General features: G+C 70.0%; 16 protein-coding genes and 1 riboswitch. Of the genes, 7 read left to right on the forward strand and 9 right to left on the reverse strand.

Annotation, left to right across the window (positions count from 1 at the left end; all coding sequences use genetic code 11):
* Positions 1-18 precede the first annotated feature (18 nt).
* On the reverse strand, positions 19-582 hold the full coding sequence (rsmD, locus tag ACH49X_RS05300) for a 16S rRNA (guanine(966)-N(2))-methyltransferase RsmD (protein ID WP_357206901.1): 564 nt from the start codon (positions 580-582) through the stop codon (positions 19-21).
* Positions 579-3,983, reverse strand: coding sequence for a pyruvate carboxylase (locus tag ACH49X_RS05305; protein ID WP_357206903.1), 3,405 nt, complete (start codon positions 3,981-3,983; stop codon positions 579-581). The genes rsmD and ACH49X_RS05305 overlap by 4 nt, the downstream gene beginning before the upstream one ends.
* Before the next feature lie 550 nt (positions 3,984-4,533).
* A riboswitch (cobalamin riboswitch) is annotated at positions 4,534-4,721 on the forward strand.
* A gap of 167 nt (positions 4,722-4,888) precedes the next feature.
* Between ACH49X_RS05305 and metE the strand changes: the two genes are divergently transcribed.
* The 3 genes from metE to ACH49X_RS05320 all read left to right on the forward strand — a co-directional run bounded on the left by metE (position 4,889) and on the right by ACH49X_RS05320 (position 8,209).
* Complete coding sequence (gene metE / locus ACH49X_RS05310; protein ID WP_357206977.1) at positions 4,889-7,150, forward strand: 5-methyltetrahydropteroyltriglutamate--homocysteine S-methyltransferase; 2,262 nt, start codon at positions 4,889-4,891, stop codon at positions 7,148-7,150.
* Positions 7,151-7,512: 362 nt separating this feature from the next.
* Entirely contained in the window at positions 7,513-7,890 is a 378-nt protein-coding gene (locus tag ACH49X_RS05315; RefSeq protein WP_357206905.1) for a hypothetical protein, read from the forward strand.
* A 76-nt stretch (positions 7,891-7,966) separates the two neighbouring features.
* Complete coding sequence (locus ACH49X_RS05320; RefSeq protein WP_323124203.1) at positions 7,967-8,209, forward strand: hypothetical protein; 243 nt, start codon at positions 7,967-7,969, stop codon at positions 8,207-8,209.
* A 5-nt stretch (positions 8,210-8,214) separates the two neighbouring features.
* Here ACH49X_RS05320 and ACH49X_RS05325 read toward each other — a convergent pair whose 3' ends face one another.
* On the reverse strand, positions 8,215-8,586 hold the full coding sequence (locus tag ACH49X_RS05325; RefSeq protein WP_357206907.1) for a nuclear transport factor 2 family protein: 372 nt from the start codon (positions 8,584-8,586) through the stop codon (positions 8,215-8,217).
* 227 nt (positions 8,587-8,813) lie between these two features.
* Between ACH49X_RS05325 and ACH49X_RS05330 the strand changes: the two genes are divergently transcribed.
* Positions 8,814-10,235 (forward strand): short-chain fatty acyl-CoA regulator family protein, encoded by a 1,422-nt coding sequence (locus ACH49X_RS05330; protein ID WP_195078677.1) that lies wholly within the window; start codon positions 8,814-8,816, stop codon positions 10,233-10,235.
* 624 nt (positions 10,236-10,859) lie between these two features.
* Here ACH49X_RS05330 and recG read toward each other — a convergent pair.
* Both recG and ACH49X_RS05340 read right to left on the reverse strand, forming a co-directional pair.
* Complete coding sequence (gene recG / locus ACH49X_RS05335; protein WP_195078676.1) at positions 10,860-13,142, reverse strand: ATP-dependent DNA helicase RecG; 2,283 nt, start codon at positions 13,140-13,142, stop codon at positions 10,860-10,862.
* A gap of 3 nt (positions 13,143-13,145) precedes the next feature.
* A complete protein-coding gene (locus ACH49X_RS05340) occupies positions 13,146-14,897 on the reverse strand; it encodes a DAK2 domain-containing protein (RefSeq protein WP_195078919.1) in 1,752 nt (583 codons plus the stop codon).
* Between the two features lie 333 nt (positions 14,898-15,230).
* Here ACH49X_RS05340 and rpmB point away from each other — a divergent pair, with 333 nt between their 5' ends.
* From rpmB to ACH49X_RS05355, 3 genes are all read left to right on the forward strand, one after another.
* Complete coding sequence (rpmB, locus tag ACH49X_RS05345) at positions 15,231-15,422, forward strand: 50S ribosomal protein L28 (protein WP_039799620.1); 192 nt, start codon at positions 15,231-15,233, stop codon at positions 15,420-15,422.
* Between the two features lie 88 nt (positions 15,423-15,510).
* Positions 15,511-16,047, forward strand: a complete 537-nt coding sequence (locus ACH49X_RS05350) for a GNAT family N-acetyltransferase (RefSeq protein WP_323124202.1) — start codon at positions 15,511-15,513, stop codon at positions 16,045-16,047.
* A gap of 98 nt (positions 16,048-16,145) precedes the next feature.
* Entirely contained in the window at positions 16,146-16,934 is a 789-nt protein-coding gene (locus ACH49X_RS05355) for an enoyl-CoA hydratase/isomerase family protein (RefSeq protein ID WP_195078675.1), read from the forward strand.
* A 7-nt stretch (positions 16,935-16,941) separates the two neighbouring features.
* Here the strand turns inward: ACH49X_RS05355 and ACH49X_RS05360 are convergent, their stop codons facing one another.
* Genes ACH49X_RS05360 through thiL form a run of 4 tightly spaced genes read right to left on the reverse strand, consistent with a single transcriptional unit; the run spans position 16,942 to position 19,889 of the window.
* Positions 16,942-17,805, reverse strand: a complete 864-nt coding sequence (locus ACH49X_RS05360; RefSeq protein ID WP_195078674.1) for an alpha/beta fold hydrolase — start codon at positions 17,803-17,805, stop codon at positions 16,942-16,944.
* A gap of 58 nt (positions 17,806-17,863) precedes the next feature.
* Positions 17,864-18,103 (reverse strand): hypothetical protein, encoded by a 240-nt coding sequence (locus ACH49X_RS05365; RefSeq protein WP_195078673.1) that lies wholly within the window; start codon positions 18,101-18,103, stop codon positions 17,864-17,866.
* Positions 18,104-18,153: 50 nt separating this feature from the next.
* The gene (locus ACH49X_RS05370) at positions 18,154-18,837 is read right to left on the reverse strand and encodes a uracil-DNA glycosylase (RefSeq protein WP_067797457.1); all 684 of its coding nucleotides are present in this window, start codon (positions 18,835-18,837) and stop codon (positions 18,154-18,156) included.
* An 11-nt stretch (positions 18,838-18,848) separates the two neighbouring features.
* On the reverse strand, positions 18,849-19,889 hold the full coding sequence (gene thiL, locus ACH49X_RS05375; protein ID WP_195078672.1) for a thiamine-phosphate kinase: 1,041 nt from the start codon (positions 19,887-19,889) through the stop codon (positions 18,849-18,851).
* Positions 19,890-19,958 lie beyond the last annotated feature (69 nt).

A 19,958-nucleotide genomic window follows, 5' to 3' on the forward strand; every position in this document is an offset into this window, starting at 1 on the left:
GAGTGGCCGCACCCGCTCCTATTCCTCCGGATCGAACTCGGCCAGCTCGATGCGGGTTTCGCCGTACCGGCGCGACTTGGCCGGGACGAAGCCTGCGGGCCAGGCTGTTTCGGGCGAACGCGCCGAGCGCTCCAGCACGATCAGCGCACCGGGACACAACCAACCGCGTTCGGCCAGCGCGCTCAGGTCGGCCAGCACCGCGGCGTTGGCCACCGCGTAGGGCGGGTCGGAGAAGACCAGGTCGAACTCGCCCGCCCCGCCCGATTGCAGCACACTGGCCACCGTCGCCACCCGCAGTTCGGCGCCCGGCAGGCCGAGATCGGCGATATTGCCGCGAACCACGGCCGCCGCCTTGCGATCGGATTCGACGAGCAGCGCGTGCTCGGCGCCGCGCGAGAGCGCCTCCAAGCCCAGCGCGCCGGAACCCGCGTACAGGTCGAGCACCCGCGCGCCCGCGAAGTCCAGCCGGGCGTCCAACGCGCTGAACAGCGCCTCCCGGACGCGATCGGAGGTCGGACGGGTGCCGGACGGCGGCACCCGCAGGCGCCGTCCGCCCGCCGTCCCCGCGACGATCCGCGTCATCCGGCCGACGACTCCCGTACCGCCAGTTCGATGAGCAGGTCACCGCCTTCGACCTGCTGCACGGCGCCGATGGCGACGCGGCCGACGATGCCGGCGCGCGGCGCGGTGATCGCGGCTTCCATCTTCATGGCCTCGATGGTGCCGATGGTGTCGCCCGCCGCGACCGAATCGCCTTCGGACACCGCGAGAGTGACGACACCGGCGAACGGCGCCGCGACATGACCCGGGTTGGCCTTGTCGGCCTTCTCCGCCGCCGGGATCTCGCTGGCGATCGACCGGTCGCGCACCGACACCGGCCGCAGCTGCCCGTTGAGGATGCACATCACCGTGCGCATGCCGCGCTCGTCGGGCTCGGAGATCGCTTCCAGGCCGATGAGCAGGGTGACGCCCTTCTCCAACTGCACCCGGTGTTCCTCACCGCGGCGCAGGCCGTAGAAGAACTGGTTGGCCGACAACCCGGAGGTGTCGCCGTACTTCTCGCGGTGGGCGAGGAATTCGGCCGTCGGGCCGGGGAACAGCAACCGGTTCAACGTCGCCCGCCGCTCCTCGGAGCTGCCTGCGAGGCCCTTCTCGTCCGCGGGCGTCAACGGGGTTTCCGGCTTGGCCGCGCCGCGCCCGGCCAGCGCCTTGGTGCGGAACGGTTCGGGCCAGCCACCAGCGGGTGTGCCCAGTTCACCGCGCAGGAAGCCGATCACCGAATCCGGGATGTCGTAGCGGCCCGGGTCGGCGGCGAAGTCCTCGACGTCGACGCCGGTGCCGACCAGGGCCAGCGCCAGGTCGCCGACGACCTTCGAGGACGGGGTGACCTTCACCAAACGGCCCAGCAGCCGGTCGGCGGCGGCGTACTTCGCCTCGACCTCCTCGAACCGGTCGCCCAACCCGAGCGCGATGGCCTGCTGGCGCAGGTTGGACAGCTGCCCGCCGGGGATCTCGTGGGTGTAGACCCGGCCGGTCGGCGCGGGCAGACCGGACTCGAACGGCGCGTACACCTTCCGCAGCGCCTCCCAGTACGGCTCCAGGTCGCACACGTTCTGCAGATTCAACCCGGTGTCGTACTCGCTGTGCGCCGCCGCGGCGACGATCGCCGACAACGCGGGCTGGCTGGTGGTGCCCGCCATCGCCGCGCTGGCGCCGTCGACGGCGTCGGCTCCGGCCTGCCACGCGGCCAAGTAGGTGGCCAGCTGGCCACCGGGGGTGTCGTGGGTGTGCACGTGCACCGGCAGATCGAAATTGCTGCGCAACGCGGTGACCAGCTTGGTCGCGGCCGGGGCGCGCAGCAGTCCGGCCATGTCCTTGATCGCCAGCACGTGCGCGCCGGCGTCCACGATCTGCTCGGCCAGCTTCAGGTAGTAGTCCAGGGTGTAGAGCGACTCGTCCGGATTCGCCAGATCCCCGGTGTAGCTGATCGCGACCTCCGCGATCGCGGTGCCGGTCTCGCGGACCGCGTCGATGGCCGGGCGCATCTGGTCCACGTTGTTGAGGGCATCGAAGATACGGAAGATGTCGATGCCCGTGGCGGTCGCCTCCGAGACGAACGCGCGGGTCACCGCCTCCGGGTACGGGGTGTAGCCGACGGTGTTGCGGCCGCGCAGCAGCATCTGCAGACAGATGTTCGGAATCGCCTCCCGCAACGCCGCCAGCCGCTCCCACGGGTCCTCGTACAGGAACCGCAACCCCACGTCGTAGGTGGCACCGCCCCAGCACTCCACCGAAAGCAGCTCCGGCGTCAACCGCGCCACATGCCCCGCCACGCCCAGCAGGCCGTTGGTGCGCACCCGGGTGGCCAGCAGCGACTGGTGCGCGTCGCGGAAGGTGGTGTCGGTGACGCCGACCGCCTTCTGCTCGCGCAACGCCCGCGCGAAACCCTCCGGACCCAGCCGCAGCAGGCGCTGGCGGGAGCCGTCCGGCGGCGGCACGCTCAGATCGATCGCGGGCAGTTTGTCGTGCGGGTACACCGTGGTCGGCCGCTCGCCGTGCGGCTTGTTCACCGTGACGTCGGCCAGGTAGTCGAGGATCTTGGTGCCGCGGTCGGCGGACCGGCGCAGGGTCAGCAGCTGCGGACGCTCGTCGATGAACGAGGTGGTGATCCGCCCCGCCCTGAAGTCGGGATCGTCCAGCACCGCGAGCAGGAACGGAATATTGGTGGCCACGCCGCGAATCCGGAATTCCGCCAGCGCCCGGCTCGCCCGCGCCACCGCGGCGCCGAAGTCGCGGCCCCGGCAGGTGAGCTTGACCAGCATGGAGTCGAAGTAGGCGCCGATCTCTGCGCCCAGGTTCGCGCCGCCGTCCAGGCGGATGCCCGCGCCGCCGGGCGTGCGGTAGGCGGTGATGCGGCCGGTGTCGGGGCGGAATCCGTTGGCCGGGTCCTCGGTCGTGATCCGGCACTGCAAGGCCGCGCCGCGGATCGTCACGGCGTCCTGGCTCAGACCCAGTTGCTCGAGCGTCTCGCCCGCCGCGATGCGCAGCTGCGACTGCACCAGGTCGACGTCGGTGATCTCCTCGGTCACCGTGTGCTCCACCTGGATGCGCGGGTTCATCTCGATGAAGACATGGTTGCCGCGCTCGTCCAGCAGGAATTCCACGGTGCCCGCGCACGAGTAGCCGATCTGCCTGGCGAAGGCGACCGCGTCCGCGCAGATCCGCTCGCGTAATGCGGGGTCCAAATTCGGCGCGGGCGCCAGCTCGATCACTTTCTGGTGCCGCCGCTGCACCGAGCAGTCCCGCTCGAACAGGTGCATGACATTCCCGTGCTGATCAGCCAGGATCTGCACCTCGATATGGCGGGGGTTCACCACGGCCTGCTCCAGGAACACCGTCGGATCGCCGAACGCCGACTCCGCTTCCCGCGAGGCCGCCTCGATCGATTCGCGCAGCTGGTCGGGCGCGGCGACCCGGCGCATTCCGCGCCCGCCGCCACCGGCGACCGCCTTGACGAAGATCGGGTATTCCAGTTCCCGCGCCGCCGCCAGCAACTCTTCCACGTCCGACGACGGTGCGCTCGAACGCAACACCGGCAACCCGGCGGCCTTCGCCGCCTCGATCGCCCGCGCCTTGTTACCGGCCAGTTCGAGCACTTCGGCCGACGGTCCGATGAAGGTGATGCCCTCCCGCGCGCACGCCGCCGCCAGATCCGGGTTCTCCGACAGGAACCCGTAGCCCGGGTAGATCGCGTCCGCGCCCGCCGACTTGGCCGCCTCGATGATCGCCTCGATCGACAGGTAGGCCCGCACCGGATGGCCCGGCTCGCCGATCTGGTACGACTCCGCCGCCTTCAACCGATGGACCGAATTGCGGTCCTCGTACGGGAACACGGCGACCGTCCCGATGCCGAGTTCGTAGGCCGCGCGGAAGGCGCGGATGGCGATCTCGCCACGGTTGGCAACCAAGACTTTCGAGAACATTGACCTAAGGTACCCGGCCGCGTGAACCGCACCGACACAGAAGCCCCCTTCGCAAACCTCTTCACAAGACCGACTAGCACCGTTGCGAAGTTGCGTTCACCGGCCCGACACATGGGCGCCGCGGCAGCAACCGATGTGCTGTCCGGAGGCCGGGATCGGTGCGGAGGTCCGAGGGCGTGGGCCGTCGAACAGGTGCCCGATGGCCGAGCGCGGTATCGAGCCGAGTTCGCCTGACCCGCGTCCGCACCTGCGGACCAGGCGAACGGCGAGTTCGAGAAGGTGGTTACCGGATGGCCCGACGTCCGGATGGCCGATGGAGCGATCCGAGTCCGCATGCGCGGGCGGGCCGATAGCCGGAACGGGAAGCAGGCGCCCGATCGCTGCGCGTCGCGCGGGCCGGGCAATTGCCGGCGTGACATCCCTCGCGATCTGCTCGCCTCGCCGCGTCCTATGCTGAGTGGGCAGCTGGTTCACCGCAGCACGACGAGATGGAGCCCCGACGTCGCGCGACGGAGTCGAGCCCGCCCGTGCGGCGACGTCACGGCGGGTGAGAGGGAACCCGGTGGGAATCCGGGACTGTCCCGCAGCGGTATGCAGGAACGACCGCCGTCACCAGGCACTGAGTTCACCGAGCCGGAAGGCTCCGCGACTCGGGAAGCGACGGCCAGTAGGTCGGCCATCGGGAGCTATCCGGCGTATGCCGGCCCGCACGGCCGGTGCCCGCGAGTCCGAAGACCTGCCAGCCGTGCCGGGTACGCCGTATCCGGCGGCCACCGCCTCGTGGATTGGGCGCGCGGATCACCAGCTGACGTGTCGGGCTCCTCGGCCGGGAACATCACCGGCATGTCACCGGGTTCTCCGCCTGCCCGTATGGCGATGGCTTTCGTCCTCAGCAATGGAGAAACATCGTGACTGTTGCACAGCAAAAGCCGTTCACCGCGACGGTTCTCGGGCTTCCACGAGTGGGGCCGCGGCGCGAACTGAAGCGGGCCACCGAGGCCTATTGGGCAGGCAAGATCGACGCCGGTCGGTTGCACGCCGTGGCGCGCGAACTCCGGCACGCCCAGTTCGCCGAATTACAAGCCGCGGGCTTGGACTCCATTCCGGTCGGTACGTTCTCCTACTACGACCAGATGCTCGACACGGCCGAGTTGCTCGGCGCGTTGCCGCCCCGGGTCGCAGGGATCACGGACCCGCTGGAACGGTACTTCGCCGCCGCACGCGGCACCGACGCCGTCGAACCCTTGGAGATGACCAAGTGGTTCGACACGAATTACCACTACCTGGTACCGGAGATCGGCCCGGACACCTCCTTCTCGCTGCACCCGGACAAGCTGCTGGCGGAACTGCGCGAAGCGCTCGAACTGGGCGTGCCCGCGCGTCCGGTGGTGATCGGGCCGATCACCTTCCTGAAGCTGGCGAAGGCGACCGGCGGTTCGGCGCTGGCCCGGCTGATCGAGTTGCTGCCGTTGTACCGGGAGCTGCTGCGCAGGCTCGCCGTCGCCGGCGCCGAGTGGGTGCAGATCGACGAGCCTGCGCTGGTCACCGACCTCACGGCGGAGGAGATCGGCTTGGTGCAGGTCACCTACGAGGAACTGGCCGACGCCGCCGAGCGCCCTGCGGTGCTCGTCGCGACCTACTTCGGGCAGCCGGGTGCCGCACTGCCGGCGCTGGCGAGCACGGGGATAGAGGGGGTCGCCCTCGACTTCACCGCGGGCGCCGACATCTCCACCATTTCCGCGCTGGCGGGCAAGCTGGTCGTCGCGGGGGTCGTGGACGGTCGCAATGTATGGCGCACCGATCTCGACCGGGCCGTCGCCACACTCGGCGCCTTGTCGGAATCCGCTGCGCCTGTGGCGGTTTCGAGTTCCTGCTCGTTGCTGCACGTACCGTACTCGCTGGCCGCGGAAACCGGGCTGGACGAGCGACTGCGGTCCTGGCTGGCGTTCGGCGCGGAGAAGGTCGCGGAGGTACGCCTGCTCGCGACCGGATTGACCCAGGGCACCGAGGCGATCGCCGCCGAGTTGGCCGAGGTGCGCGCGGCGCTGGCGTCGCGCAGGTCGGATCCGCGGCTGAACGATCCGCGGGTGCGGGCCGCACTGGCCGCGCTCGGGCCGGACGCCGACCGCCGCGCGCCCGCCGAACAACGCCGGGAACTGCAACGGGACCGTTTGCGGCTGCCCGCGCTGCCGACCACGACGATCGGTTCCTACCCGCAGACCTCGGCCATCCGGTTGGCGCGCGCCGCGCTGCGCAAAGGCGAGATCGATCGAGCGGAGTACGTGCGCCGGATGCGCGCGGAGATCGCGGACGTCATCGCGCTGCAGGAGGAGCTGGGGCTGGACGTGCTCGTGCACGGCGAGCCGGAACGCAACGACATGGTGCAGTACTTCGCCGAGCAACTCGACGGGTTCGCGACGACCGAGCAGGGGTGGGTGCAGTCCTACGGGACGCGCTGCGTGCGTCCGCCGATCCTGTTCGGAGACGTCGCGCGGCGCGAGCCGATGACCGTCGAGTGGATCGGCTACGCGCAGTCGCTCACCGGCAAACCGGTGAAAGGCATGCTGACCGGCCCGGTGACGATCCTGGCGTGGTCGTTCGTGCGCGACGATCAGCCGTTGGACGAGTCCGCCCGCCAAGTGGCGCTGGCGATCCGGGAGGAGACCGTGGACCTGGAAGCGGCCGGCATCCGGATCATCCAGGTCGACGAGCCCGCCTTGCGGGAACTGCTCCCCCTGCGCGCGGCCGATCAGCCGGGATACCTCGATTGGTCGGTGCGGGCGTTCCGGCTGGCGACCTCCGGGGTGTCCGACGCGACGCAGATCCACACGCACCTGTGCTATTCGGAGTTCGGCGAGGTGATCGACGCGATTGCCGGGCTGGACGCCGACGTCACCTCCATCGAGGCGGCACGCTCGCGCATGGAGGTGCTCGACGACCTCAACGCGGCGGGATTCGACCTCGGCGTCGGCCCCGGCGTGTACGACATCCATTCTCCGCGTGTGCCCAGCGTGGACGAGATCACCGCATCGTTGCGCGCGGCGCTGAAAGCCATTCCGGCCGAACGACTGTGGGTGAACCCGGACTGCGGCTTGAAGACCAGGAAACGCACCGAGGTGGAAGCCTCGCTCCGCAATATGGTCGCCGCGGCGGCGGCCGTGCGGTGATCCTGCCCGCCGATCGCTGATTCGGTGCCCCCTTCGCCTGTCGAAGGGGGCACCGATCTTCCGCATCTCAGCTGGACTCCGGTTCCGGCCGAGGCGGTTGCCGCCGCCGTCGGGTGTACCGATCACACGGTTCTTCCCGCCGCGTCACCGGCAGCTCCCGCGCCCGCGCCCGCATCCCTCGCCGCCACGCCGTATGACACCCGGAACAACGCTCCATCGGCTACCCCTCCTCACAAGTCGACTACGACACCGTCTTTCCCCTCTTGCCTACCTTCGACGCGCCTGCCCTCGATTCGGTTCCATCGATATGAAAATTCACTTCACAAATCCGAATGTCGCTGCGCCCTATTATCTTTCACCTCATGCCGACACAGCAGCACGAAGTGCTCGTAGAGATGTTCCGGTCGCGGCCGATTCTGGCGGCCGGTCTACTCACCGACGCGTTCGGCATCTCCCTACCCGAGTACGCCGACGCGCGCACGGGGTCATCCGACTACACGGACGTCGGCCCCACCGAGTTCCGGGGCGATGTCGCCTTGATCTGCACCGATTCGGCGGGAATCGCCGTGGCCGGCATCGTGCTGGAAGTGCAGCTCGGTCGTGACCGCTCCCGACAGTGGGCTTGGCCGGTGTATGTCAGCACTCTCCGGGCTCGATTGCAGTGCCCGGTCTTCCTGATGATCGTCACACCGGACGCTCAGGTGGCCGCGTGGTGTCGCCGGACTGCAGAGTACCGATGACGAGCGGGCGAAAATGTACTATGACCTTGTTGTCGCGGCACTGTCGAAGACGGCCCGGCATCGACTGGAGGAACTGATGACCTCGACCTTCAAGTACGAGTACCAGAGCGATTTCGCCCGTAAGTACGTGGCGCAAGGACGCGACGAGGGGCGGACCGAAGAAGCGGTGCGAGCTCTCTTCCTTGTATTGGAAGCACGCGGGATCGACATCCCGGCGAGGACCCGAGCCGAGATCGCCGGGTGCACCGATCTCGACCAGCTCGAGTCCTGGACGCGCAAGGCGGCTACGGCCGAATCCGCGAACGATCTTTTCGGCTGAGGCTCCTACAGGCCGAAAGCGCGGTTGATGGCGGCCATGTCGAAGTAGTCGCGCCAGGTGGTGATGACGCCGTCGGCGACTTCGAAGAAGCCCATGACCGCGAGCGGGGTCTCGCGCCCGGCGGAGCGGAGGGTGTCGGTGCGCACGTTCATCACCACGTTGCCCGCGGCGATCTGGTGGTGGATGTCGAAATCGATGGCCTCGAAGGTGGTCAGGAAGCCTGCGATGAAGTCGCGGATGGCGGCGCGGCCGACAATGGGCTCCATCGGAATGTTGTGGTAGACGGCGTCCTCGGCGAAGTACGCGCTGATCCGGTCCGGATCGGGATCGGACCAGCTTCGGCACATCGCACGCACGAGTTCGTCGGGATCGGGCATTCGTTCTACTCACTTCCTGGCGCCGGAGCGGGATACCGGAACCGATCGATTGAACCAAGCAATCGTTCGGTAGGGAAGGGTGTCCTCGACTTCCGCGACGGCAAAACCTCTCTTCGCACGCTACGCAGATCGAATGCATTGCTGGACACCTGGCAAAAGCAGAGTTTTGTGTGTAATAACGCGCGTTATTGCGATGATTGCAAATAATCGCAGCTACCATCGTGCACGTGCGCAAGATGTATGCGGGCGCCCGGCTTCGGCGATTGCGTGAAGAGCGGAGGATGACTCAGGCGGCTCTGGCGAAATCGCTGGATCTGTCGCCGAGCTACCTCAATCAGCTCGAGCGCGACCAGCGCCCCCTCACCATTCCCGTACTGCTGAAACTGAATTCCACCTTCGATCTGGATGTCCAGTTCTTCGCCGCGGATTCCGACGCCCGGCTCGTCTCGGACCTGCACGAAGTGCTGGTCGACGCCGCGGGCGGGCACACCGCGCCGCTGACCGAGGTGGAAGAGCTGGCGACCCGCCAACCGGAAGTCGCCAGGATCGTCGTCGCCATGCATCGCCGACTACGCGCCGCCACCGACCAGCTCGACCTGCTGTCGGCGCGGGTGTCCGCGCCTGCGGGCGCGCCCGGTGTGCCCATGCCTTACGAGGACGTGCGCGACTTCTTCTACGACCACCACAACCACATCCCACAACTGGACATCGCCGCCGAGCAACTGTTCGAGAACTCCGGGCTGACCATCGGCTCGCTCGACCGCCAGCTCGCCCGCATCGCCGAGGAGCGCGCCGGCGTCACCGTTCTGGTGCGCGGCGACGGCGCCGACCCCACCGTCCCCAAGCGCCACTACGACCCGGAGACCCGCACGCTCACGCTCGCTCGCCGGTTGCGTCCTGGCCAGCGCGCTTTCCAGATCGCGACGACGCTCGGCCTGCTGCTGTACGGGGCCGAGCTGGATGCCGTGCTGGCCGAGAGCCCCTCGCTCACCGGCGAATCCCGCACGCTGGCGCGCATCGGGCTGGCCAATTACTTCGCGGGCGCGCTGGTGCTGCCCTACGGCCGATTCCTGCGCTCGGCCGAGGAACTGCGCTACGACATCGACCTGCTCGGTCTGCGTTTCGAGGTCGGGTTCGAGACGATCTGCCATCGGCTCAGTACCCTGCAACGGCAGGGCCAGCGTGGCGTTCCGTTCTTCTTCGTCCGTACCGACCGGGCCGGCAACATCTCCAAACGCCAGTCCGCGACCGCGTTCCACTTCTCCCGGGTCGGCGGCAGTTGCCCGCTGTGGGTGGTGCACGAGGCCTTCTCCAATCCCGGCCGGATCCTCACCCAAGTGGCCGAGATGCCCGACGGCCGCCGGTATCTGTGGATCGCGCGCACCGCGGCGATCACCCCGCACGGGTTCGGCACCGCGGCGAAGAACTTCGCCATCGGCCTCGGCTGCGATATCGAATACGCCGACCGCTTGGTGTACTCGGCCGGGCTGCAACTGGACGACCCGGCGGCTTCGGTCCCGATCGGCGCGGGCTGCAAAGTGTGCGAGCGCCCGGCGTGCCCACAGCGCGCCTTCCCGCACATCGGCAGTCCGTTGGCGATCGCCGAGCACACCAGCACCGACCTGCCCTACCCGCGGCTCGGGCGCTGACCACTCCGATTCCGGCGAATTGTTCCGGACGACCACGGCGCGGATCGTCCGGCCCCTCGGCGTGCGCGGACTCGAGACGTGACCTGGTTCCGGTCGGGCTTTTCCAGACGCCGGGCCCGAGACCGCTCCTTCGTGGGCGTAGACGAGGTCGCGGCCTTGAAACGGCCGCAGCGCTGCGGTTCATTCGCCGCCGTCTGACCAGAACACCACACACAACCGCGCCCGCCAGTCCGCCGTGCGGCGCTGAACTCTTCGGCTCCCCCAGTGCGCGTATCGGTGCGCCATCGCCGCCACACACGGACGCGAACCTCGAAGCAGCGAGCGTAAGGGTACGGCGACGGCACCGCCACGCATGCACCCACACCTCGAACCACAGAGCGTATGGGCGCGGCGACGGCACCGCCATACATGGACGCGAACCTCGAAGCGGTGAGCGTATGGGTGCGGCGGCACCACGCACGCATGCACCCACACCTCCAACCGCAGAGCGTATGGGCGCGGCGACGACACCACCACGCATGCACCCACACCTCGAACCGGAGAGCGAGCCGACGATCCGTTGCGGGGAGCAGCCGAGGATTTCGGCATACCGCGCGACCTGTGGCGGGAAGATCGCCCGTGCAGTCAGGACTTCGCCAGGTACTCCAGACGCTCGGAATCCACCGCCGCGTGCATCATTCCCGCGAGGCCGGGATGCCTGCGCAGCCCCGGGTCGGCGGCCACCACCGCGCGGGCGAATTCCTGCGCGGCGGTGATGACCTCGAGATCGTCCAGCAGCGACAGCAGCCGCAGCGACCGGGCCGTGCCGGACTGGGCGGCGCCGAGCACGTCACCCTCGCGGCGGGTCCGCAGGTCGAGCACCGCGAGTTCGAAGCCGTCGGTGGTTGCGGCGACCGCGTCCAGCCGAGCCATGGCCGACCCGCCCGGCGCGGCGTCCGTGATCAGCAGGCACAGGCCGGGGTGCTCGCCCCGGCCGATCCGGCCGCGCAGCTGATGCAGTTGGCTGACGCCGAACCGGTCGGCGTCGACGATCACCATCACCGTCGCGTTGGGCACGTCCACGCCGACCTCGACCACGGTGGTGCACACCAGCACGTCCACCGATCCGTCGTTGAACGCCCGCATCACCTGGTCCTTCTCGTCGGCGGGCAGCCTGCCGTGCAGCAGGCCGACCCGCACGCCGGACAGCGGGCCCGCGCGCAGCATCTCGAACACGTCGAGCACGGCCTGGGTGGTCGGTCCTTCCTTCTCACCGTCGCCGTTCTTCGCGCGCCCGTTGCGGGATCTGCCCGCGGTCTCCTCGTCGTCGCCGATACGCGAACACACCACGTACGCCTGGCGCCCGGCGGCGACCTCCTCCACGATCCGCTCCCAAGCGCGATCCACCCAGTTCGGGTGCTGTCTGCGCGGCACCACCTTGGAGACGATCGGCGAGCGGCCCTTCGGCAGTTCGGTGAGGGTGGAGGTCTCCAGATCGCCGAGCGTCGTCATGGCGATGGTGCGTGGGATCGGCGTCGCGGTCATCACCAGCAGATGCGGACTGGTCCCGGCTTTCGCCTTGGCGCGCAAGGCGTCCCGCTGCTCGACGCCGAAGCGATGCTGTTCGTCGACCACCACCATGCCGAGGTCGAAGAACTCGACGTTGTCCTGGATCAGCGCGTGCGTGCCGATCACGATGCCCGCCTCTCCGGTGACCGCTTCCAGCAGCGCCGCCTTCTTGGCCGCGGCCGACATCGACCCGGTCACCAGCACCACGCGGGTGGCGTGGTCGGCCGCGCCCAGTTCGCCCGCGGCGCCCAGCTCGCCGAGCATGCCGCGCAGCGACCGATAGTGCTGCGCGGCGAGCACCTCGGTCGGGGCGAGCAGCGCGCACTGCAGTCCCGCGTCCACGACCTGCAGCATGGCGTGCAGGGCGACGATCGTCTTGCCGGAGCCGACCTCGCCTTGCAGCAACCGGTGCATCGGCTGCTCGCGAGCCAGATCGGCGGAGATCTCCGCGACGACCTGCTGCTGCCCCGCGGTGAGCTCGAAGGGCAGCCGCTGGTCGAACGCCGCGGCGATGCCGTCCGGCCGTGGCGCGCAGGCGCGCGCCCTGCGCCCCGACACCTCGTGCCTGCGCTCGGCCAGCACCAATTGCAGAGCCAGCGCCTCGTCGAAACGCAGCCGATCCTTGGCCCGATCGATGTCACCCTTGCGCTCGGGTAGGTGGATCAGACGCAACGCGTCGGACAAGGTGGGCAGCGCGCGTTCGGCGAGCAGGTCTTCCGGCAGCGGATCGTCGAGCGGATCGAGCTGATCGAGGACCTGACGCACGCAGGCGAGCACGTCCCAGCTCTGCACCTTCGCGGTCGCGGGGTAGACGGGGATGAACTCGCGTTCCATGAAGGAGGTATCCACGCCCGCCGCGCCTTTCGCGCTCTCGGCGAGGCCGCGCAGGTCTCCGCCGCCGCGCACCTTGGTCAGCGCGCCGACCGAGTCGTCCTCGCCCTCGGTCTCCGGCAGGATCAGGTAGCCGGGGTGGCTCAGATTCCACTGGCCGGGACGCCAGTAGTTCACGGTGCCGGACATCATCGCGCGCATGCCTTCGCGGACCACGTACTTCACTTTGTCGCCGTGGAAGAAGGTGACGTCGACGCCGCGACCCGCGCCGGTGTCGAGCACCACCTTCAGCAACGACCCGCGGCGGTTGCGCATCGGCCGCAGTTCGGCCTTGGTGATCCGTCCGATGACGGTGATGTGCGAGCCGTCCTCGGGCGCTTCCTCGGTGAGCGGCTGCCCCTGCGTCGCGTACCGCAGCGGGTAGTGCCGCAGCAGGTCCTCGACGGTCTGCATCCCGAAGGCGTCCGCGAGCGAGGCCGCCGCCTTCGCGCCGAGGATGTGGTCGAGCCGATCGCTCAGTGTCGCCATGCCCTACTCCACTCCGATCTGCACCGAATCACCCTGTTGCCCACCGGAATACACGATCACCTCGACACCGGGAAAGTGCCGCGCGATATACGCCGCCAACTCGTCGCCGAGTCCGTCCGGCGCCGCGGCGCCCATCAGCAGGGTGACCAGCTCGCCACCGAAGGCGAGCAGGCGGTCCAGCAGCGTCCGTCCCGCGGCGCGCACGTCGCGCTCGATCACGACGACGTCGTGCCCGGCCAGGCCGAGCCCATCGCCCGGTGCACAGGTGCCGACCATGGTGAGCGCGCGCTCGGTCGCCACGCGCAGCGATCCCCAGCGCGTGGTGGCGGCCGCCTCCGACATGGCGAAGGCGTCGTCCACCGCGATCCGCCCGCGGTCGTGCACCGCCACCGCGGCCAGTCCCTGCACCATCGACCCACTGGGCAACAGCAGCACGTCGCGGTGGGCGTCACGCGCGGCGACACCGACGGCGACGAGTTCGTGCGCGGGCAGCGCGCCGTTGGGCAGCACCAGCACCTCGCGGTTGGGCATCCGCCGGATCGCGGCCAGCAACGTGGACGCGGTGACGGGTTCGTCCGCCAGCACCACCGCGCCCGCGTCCTCGAACAGCGCCGCCGCGCCCGCGCCCGCGACCACCGCCAGAATCCCGCGATCGGCCGGAACTCCCGCGGGCGCCGCGCTCGGGCCGAGCGCTCCGGCCACCACCTGCGTCGAATCGGCGGCCGGGGCGGACCCCGCGATGCCGTCGACGCGGGTTGCCCCGGTCCCGAACGCACCACCATCGAATGGTTCGCCCGGATCTCGACCCGCGCCCCCACTGCGATCGGCGGCGCCGATGCTCACGTCGGACAGCTCGGCATGCGATGCGAAAGCGACGTTCTCGACGCGGATCCGGCTCAGCCTGCCCGCCGCGATGCCCGCCTCCACCGCCGCACCCGCGTCGGCGCAGTGCACGTGCGCCGACCATGACCCGCTTCCGTCGCCGACCACGACGACCGAGTCGCCGAGTTCGCCAAGACGTGCACGCAGCGCGGCCACTCTCCGCTCGTCGGAGTCGGTCAGCAGGTACATCACCTCGTACTGCGGTTCGGCCTCGCGAGCGGGCGCCGGACGCGCGGACGCCGCGGGCCGCGGGTACTCCGGCCGCGCCGGCGCCTCCCCTCTGGTCACGGCGACCAAGCTGTCCAGCAGCACGACCAGCCCGCGGGCGCCCGCGTCGACGACACCGGCCCGGCGCAGCACACCCAATTGGAACGGCGTGTCACCGAGCGCTTTGGCCGCGCCGTCGGCCGCCGCGAGCGCCACGTCGGCCAATTCCTGGTCGGGGCATCCGGCGGCCGCGGCGGTCGCGCAGTCCAGCACGGTGAGGATCGTGCCCTCGATCGGCACGCTCAGCGCCTCGCGGACCAGTTCCGAGGCCCTGGCCAGCGCGGCGCGCAGGTTGTCGGCCGTGAACGGACCGCGGTGCACCGTGTCGGCGACGCCGCGCAGCACCTGGGACAGGATGATGCCGGAATTGCCGCGGGCGCCGACCGTCGCGCCGTGCGCCATCGCGACGGCGACGGCGCTCGCGCTCCCGTTCGCCCGCGCGGCCCCCTCGCCCGCCTCCACCGCGGCGCGCATGGTGGCGAGCAGATTGGTGCCGGTGTCGGCGTCCGGCACCGGGAAGACGTTGAGCGCGTTGATCTCGTCACGCCGCTGCTCCAGGCCGGCGAGACAGGTGCGGCCCCAGCGCAGCAATGCCGTGCCGTCCATCACGTCTCGCGCTGCGGACACCGTCACCTCACTCCCTTCCGCCACCCACGCGCCACCACCGCCCGCCAGGTTAGCGGGCGGTCCCGACAGGCGACCGGCAAGACCGCGTCATTAGAATGGATATGCCCGGCGACCGATCCGGCACTCGTTCGCGGGGACCGGTTTGGTGGATCGAAGGCGGCACAGCTACCCTTGCAGGGTTGCCTCGCGCGGCCGTCACCGGTCAGCGCTGGCCGGCTCTCCGCCGGCAGGGCACACACTCGACATTGCACGAGGACGCGCCGCACCGCGAAGGCGGCGGTCCCCACCATTGACATGAAGGAGTTCGCGACTATGGCTGCCGTCTGCGACGTCTGCGCCAAGGGCCCCGGCTTCGGGAAGTCGGTCTCGCACTCGCACCGGCGCACCAACCGTCGTTGGAACCCGAACATCCAGACCGTGCGCGCGCAGGTCGCCCCGGGCAACACCCGGCGCATGAACGTGTGCACCTCCTGCCTGAAGGCGGGCAAGGTCGCCCGCGGCTGATCCGCCCTCCGGCTGACCGGCACCGCCGGCACACGCCCCGGCACCCTTATCGGGTGGTCCGGGGCGTCGTCATGAGTGCGGGCCGCGCATGGCCGCGGTGACCGAGCGTCCGTGGCGGGTCCAGCCGCTCAGCGCCGAGCACGTCCACAGCCTCGCCGAATGCCACATCGCCTGCTGGCGCGAGGCGTACCGGGGGCTGGTGCCCGCGCACGTGCTCGACGCCTTCGACATCGGGCGGCGAGCCGAGCAGTGGGAGCGCGACCGGGCGCGCTATCCGGGCCGCACGCAGGTCGCGATCGTCGACGACGTGGTGATCGGATTCTCCAGCGCGGGCCCGCCCGGCGACGCGGACGCGGTGACCCCGCTCGAGCTGCACGCCCTGTACGTGCGTTCCTCCTGGCACGGCAGCGGAGTCGCCGACGAGCTGATTCGCGCCGCGCTCGATCCGGCCGCTCCGTGCTCGCTGTGGGTGTTCGAGCAGAACGCGCGCGCCCAGGCGTTCTACCGGCGGCACGGTTTCGTGCTCGACGGCACGCGCAAGGTCGAGGCATTCACCGCCGCGATCGAGGTGCGCATGGTGCGCACGCCCACGATGCACGCCGACTCCGCAGAGGACAGCCCCTAGGCGACATAATTCGGCCATAGAGTTCGTGTCTCTCCCGCGCCCGGATGCCGCGGACCACCGAGGGCTCGCGCCCGGACGCGCCGATTAAGGTGCAGAACATGACCACCAGCGAGCAAGCCGGGTACGTGACGACCGTCGACGGCGTCCTCCAGATCACCATCGCCACTTCCGCCAACGGCACATCCATGGACTTCGCCGGCATCAACGCGGGCACCGCCGCACTGCGCTCGCTCGGCTCCGAGGTGGGCGCGGTATTGCTGCGCGGCGTGGGCGCGAACTTCTGCGCGGGTGGCGACGTGCGCGGTTTCGCCGCGGCGCAGGACCGCTCGGCGCACATCCACGGTCTCGCCACCGACCTGCACGAATTCGTGCGCGCGCTGGACGCTACGACGGTTCCGGTGGTGGCCGCGGTGCAGGGTTGGGCGGCGGGCGCGGGGATGAGCCTGGTCTGCCTGGCCGACATAGCCCTCGGCGGACCCGGCACCAAACTGCGTCCGGCCTATCCCGGCATCGGCCTGAGCCCCGACGGCGGCATGTCCTGGACGCTGCCGCGCATCGTGGGGCGGGCGCGGGCGCGCGAGATCCTGCTCACCGACGCCGTCCTCGACGCCGGCGACGCGGTGCGCCTCGGCGTGCTGAGCAGGCTGGTTCCCGACGCCGAGATCGCCGAGGAGGCGCAGCGCCTCGCGCGGACCCTGGCCGCCGGGCCGCGATCCACCCACGCGAGCATCAAGTCGCTGTTGCGGCAGTCGGACACGGCGACTTTGAGCGATCAGCTCGACAGCGAGCGCGACGGGATCGCAGCGGCCGCGGGCTCCGCCGCCGGACGCGAAGGTGTCGACGCGTTCGTCGCGAAGCGCAAACCGGACTACGCCGGGCTCGCCTGATCGGGCGTCACTCCCGGGTCGAGAGCACGAATTTCGCCACCGCGTCGGTGAACGAGTCGTTGTCGTCACCGGCCGCGGTGTGCGCGGCGCCGCCGATCTCCACCAGTTGAGCGTGCGGCACGAGCCGTTGGAAGGCTTCGGCTCCCTCGGCGCTCACCACGTCCGAGCGCATGCCGCGCACCAGCAGCACCGGGATGCGCAGCGCCCGCGCCGCGTCCTCCATCGGCTCGATCATCGCGGACGGATCCTCGACCCGGTCGCTGAGCATGTCCGGATCCCAGTGCCAGTACCAGCGACCGTCGCGCTCGCGCAGATTGCGCAGCAGTCCCTCGGGGCTCTTCGGGCGCGGGCGGTGCGGCAGGTACTCGGCGACCGCGTCGGCGGCTTGTTCGAGACTGTCGAAGCCGTCGCGATGCTTGCCGAGGAAGTCGATCACTCGGGCCACCCCTTCCGGCTCGGGCCGGGTCACGATGTCGACGAGCACCAGCGCGGTGATCGCCTCTCCGCCGGGCCGCGCGGTGGCGAGCAGACCGGTGATTCCCCCCATGCTGGCCCCGACGACCACCGCGGGCTCGCCCAGCTGTTCCAGTACCAGCAGCAGGTCGTCGACCATGGTCTGGCGCCGGTAGTCGCGATCCGGCGCCCACTCGCTGTCGCCGTGGCCGCGGGCGTCGACCGTGACGACCCGCATCCCCGACGCGCCGAGCCGGGCGCCGGTCTTCTTCCACGAATGGCGGGTTTGCCCGCCACCGTGCAAGAAGACGACGAGCGGGCCGTCGACCGGGCCGAACTGATCGGCGGCCAGCTCGATTCCGCCCGAACCGCGCAGCCGGAGCCGGGACGGTTCGAGAAGATAGTTCGCATTACTCACGATCCGTAGGATCGCACAACGCCGGGCCGCGCTGGCGCGAACCCGGCGTTTCGAGGGTTCAGCAGGCGAGATTGCCCGCGAAGAACAGGCACGCGATCTTGGCGTTCACCGACGCGGAGATGGTGGAGGAGCCGGTCGAGGTGTATTCCTCGGCGACCGGAGCCGTGGTGGTCTCCGTAGCGGGCTCCAGCCGCAGCGGGGCCGCACTCGCGACGGCGGCGCCGCTGCTGAGAGCGGCGCAGAAGGCCAGGGTCGCGGTCGTGCCGCGCAGCGCGCCGCGGACGGTGGTGTTGTGCATGGAACAGCTCCTCACTCGTTAACTCGGTCGATCACACACAGACGCCCGATTCAGGGCAGGCGCCAGTCAACCGGTTCGGCCCCCAGTTCGTCGAGCAATTCGTTCACTCGCGAGAAGGGGCGGGAACCGAAGAATCCACGAGACGCCGACAGCGGCGACGGATGCGCGGACTCGATGTAGGGCACCTCGGCTTCGGTCAGCAGCGGTTTGAGCGTCGCCGCGTCGCGGCCCCACAGGATCGCGACCAACGGCTCGTCCCTGGCGACCAAGGCGCGGATCGCCTGCTCGGTGACCGCCTCCCACCCCTTGCCGCGATGTGAGGCCGGCTTGCCGGGCGACACGGTGAGCACGCGGTTCAGCATCAGGACTCCCTGATCCGACCACGGGCTCAGATCGCCGCAGGACGGCGTCGGGTGACCGAGATCCTTGCTGTATTCGGCGAAGATGTTGGCCAGGCTGCGCGGGATCGGCGAAACGTCCGGCGCGACGGAGAAACTCAGTCCCATCGGGTGGCCCGGCGTGGGATACGGATCCTGGCCGACGACGAGCACGCGCACCGCGTCGAACGGACGCTGGAAGGCCCGAAGGACGTTGTCACCCGAGGGCAGGTAGCCACGGCCGGCGGCGTTCTCGGCACGAAGGAATTCGCCCATGGCGGCAATCCGATCCGCCACCGGCTCGAGTGCCTTCGCCCATCCCGGATCCATGATTTCCGACAGTGGTTTCGCGCCCATGACCGCACAACTTAGCGTGGCCGGTCGCCGGATGACGAGTCCGCCCCACGGAACGATTCCCACCCGCCGTCGCCGGTCTGCGCCACACCGTCGACGGTGAGCCCGCGACCGGCCACAACCCGCCCGATCGCGACCCATCCGGGCGGTAGCGCGCGGCCCGGCGCCCAGACGCCCGCGAAGGCATGGTCCTCGCCGCCGGTCAGGATCCATTGCGCTGCATCGGCTTCCAGCAGGGCCGCGACGGATTCCAGCGCCGGGTCGCGCAGGGCGGCCGAATCCAGGTCGATGGCGACACCCGAGGACGACGCGATGTGACCCAGATCCGCGAGCAGCCCGTCGGACACATCGGTCAGCGCGTGCAGGCCGATATCGGGGGCATCGGTCTCGGCAGGCGAAATGCGCTGCGCTATAGAAAGTTTCTTTCCTCCCTGTCGCCCGCGTCCCAGCGCGTCCAGCACTAGCGCGTACGGCGGTTGCGGAACACGATGCGCCGCAAGGGCTTCCGCGACTTCGGGTCCGGTCGCTCCGGCGGTGAAGGCGGCCAGTCCAGCGGCCGACCAGCCGAGGCGGCCCGCCACCGCGACGACATCGCCCACGCGCGCTCCCGCCCGGGTGACCGGCGCGCCGCGGCCGGGATCGCCGAAGGCGGTGACGGAGACGACCAGTTCGCGGCTGCGAACCAGGTCGCCGCCCGCGATGGACGCCCCCGCCCTTGCGGCTTCGGCCCACATGCCGTCGGCGAGGCCGTCGATCACCTCGAGCGGGGTGTCGGCCGGGCAGCCGAGCGCTACGACGAACGCGGTCGGCGTCGCCCCCATGGCCACCACGTCGGCGGCGTTCTGCGCGATCGCCTTGCGGCCGACGTCCTCGGGACCGGACCAGTCCAGCCGGAAGTGCCGGTCCTGCACGAGCATGTCGGTGGTGACCACGAACCGGCCGTCCGGCGCCGCGACCAGCGCCGCGTCGTCGCCGGGGCCGAGCAGGACACCCGGCGCCTGCACGCGGCCCGCGTTGATGCGCTCGATCAGCGCGAACTCACCCAGTTCACGCACTGTCCTCGGGGCCCTGCTGGCGCTGATGACCGATCCTTTCCGGCGCGCTGCTTGCTGGAACGAGCCCGA

It is taken from the genome of Nocardia sp. NPDC019323, from assembly GCF_044389845.1.
In the GTDB taxonomy this organism is placed as follows: Bacteria; Actinomycetota; Actinomycetes; order Mycobacteriales; family Mycobacteriaceae; genus Nocardia; species Nocardia implantans.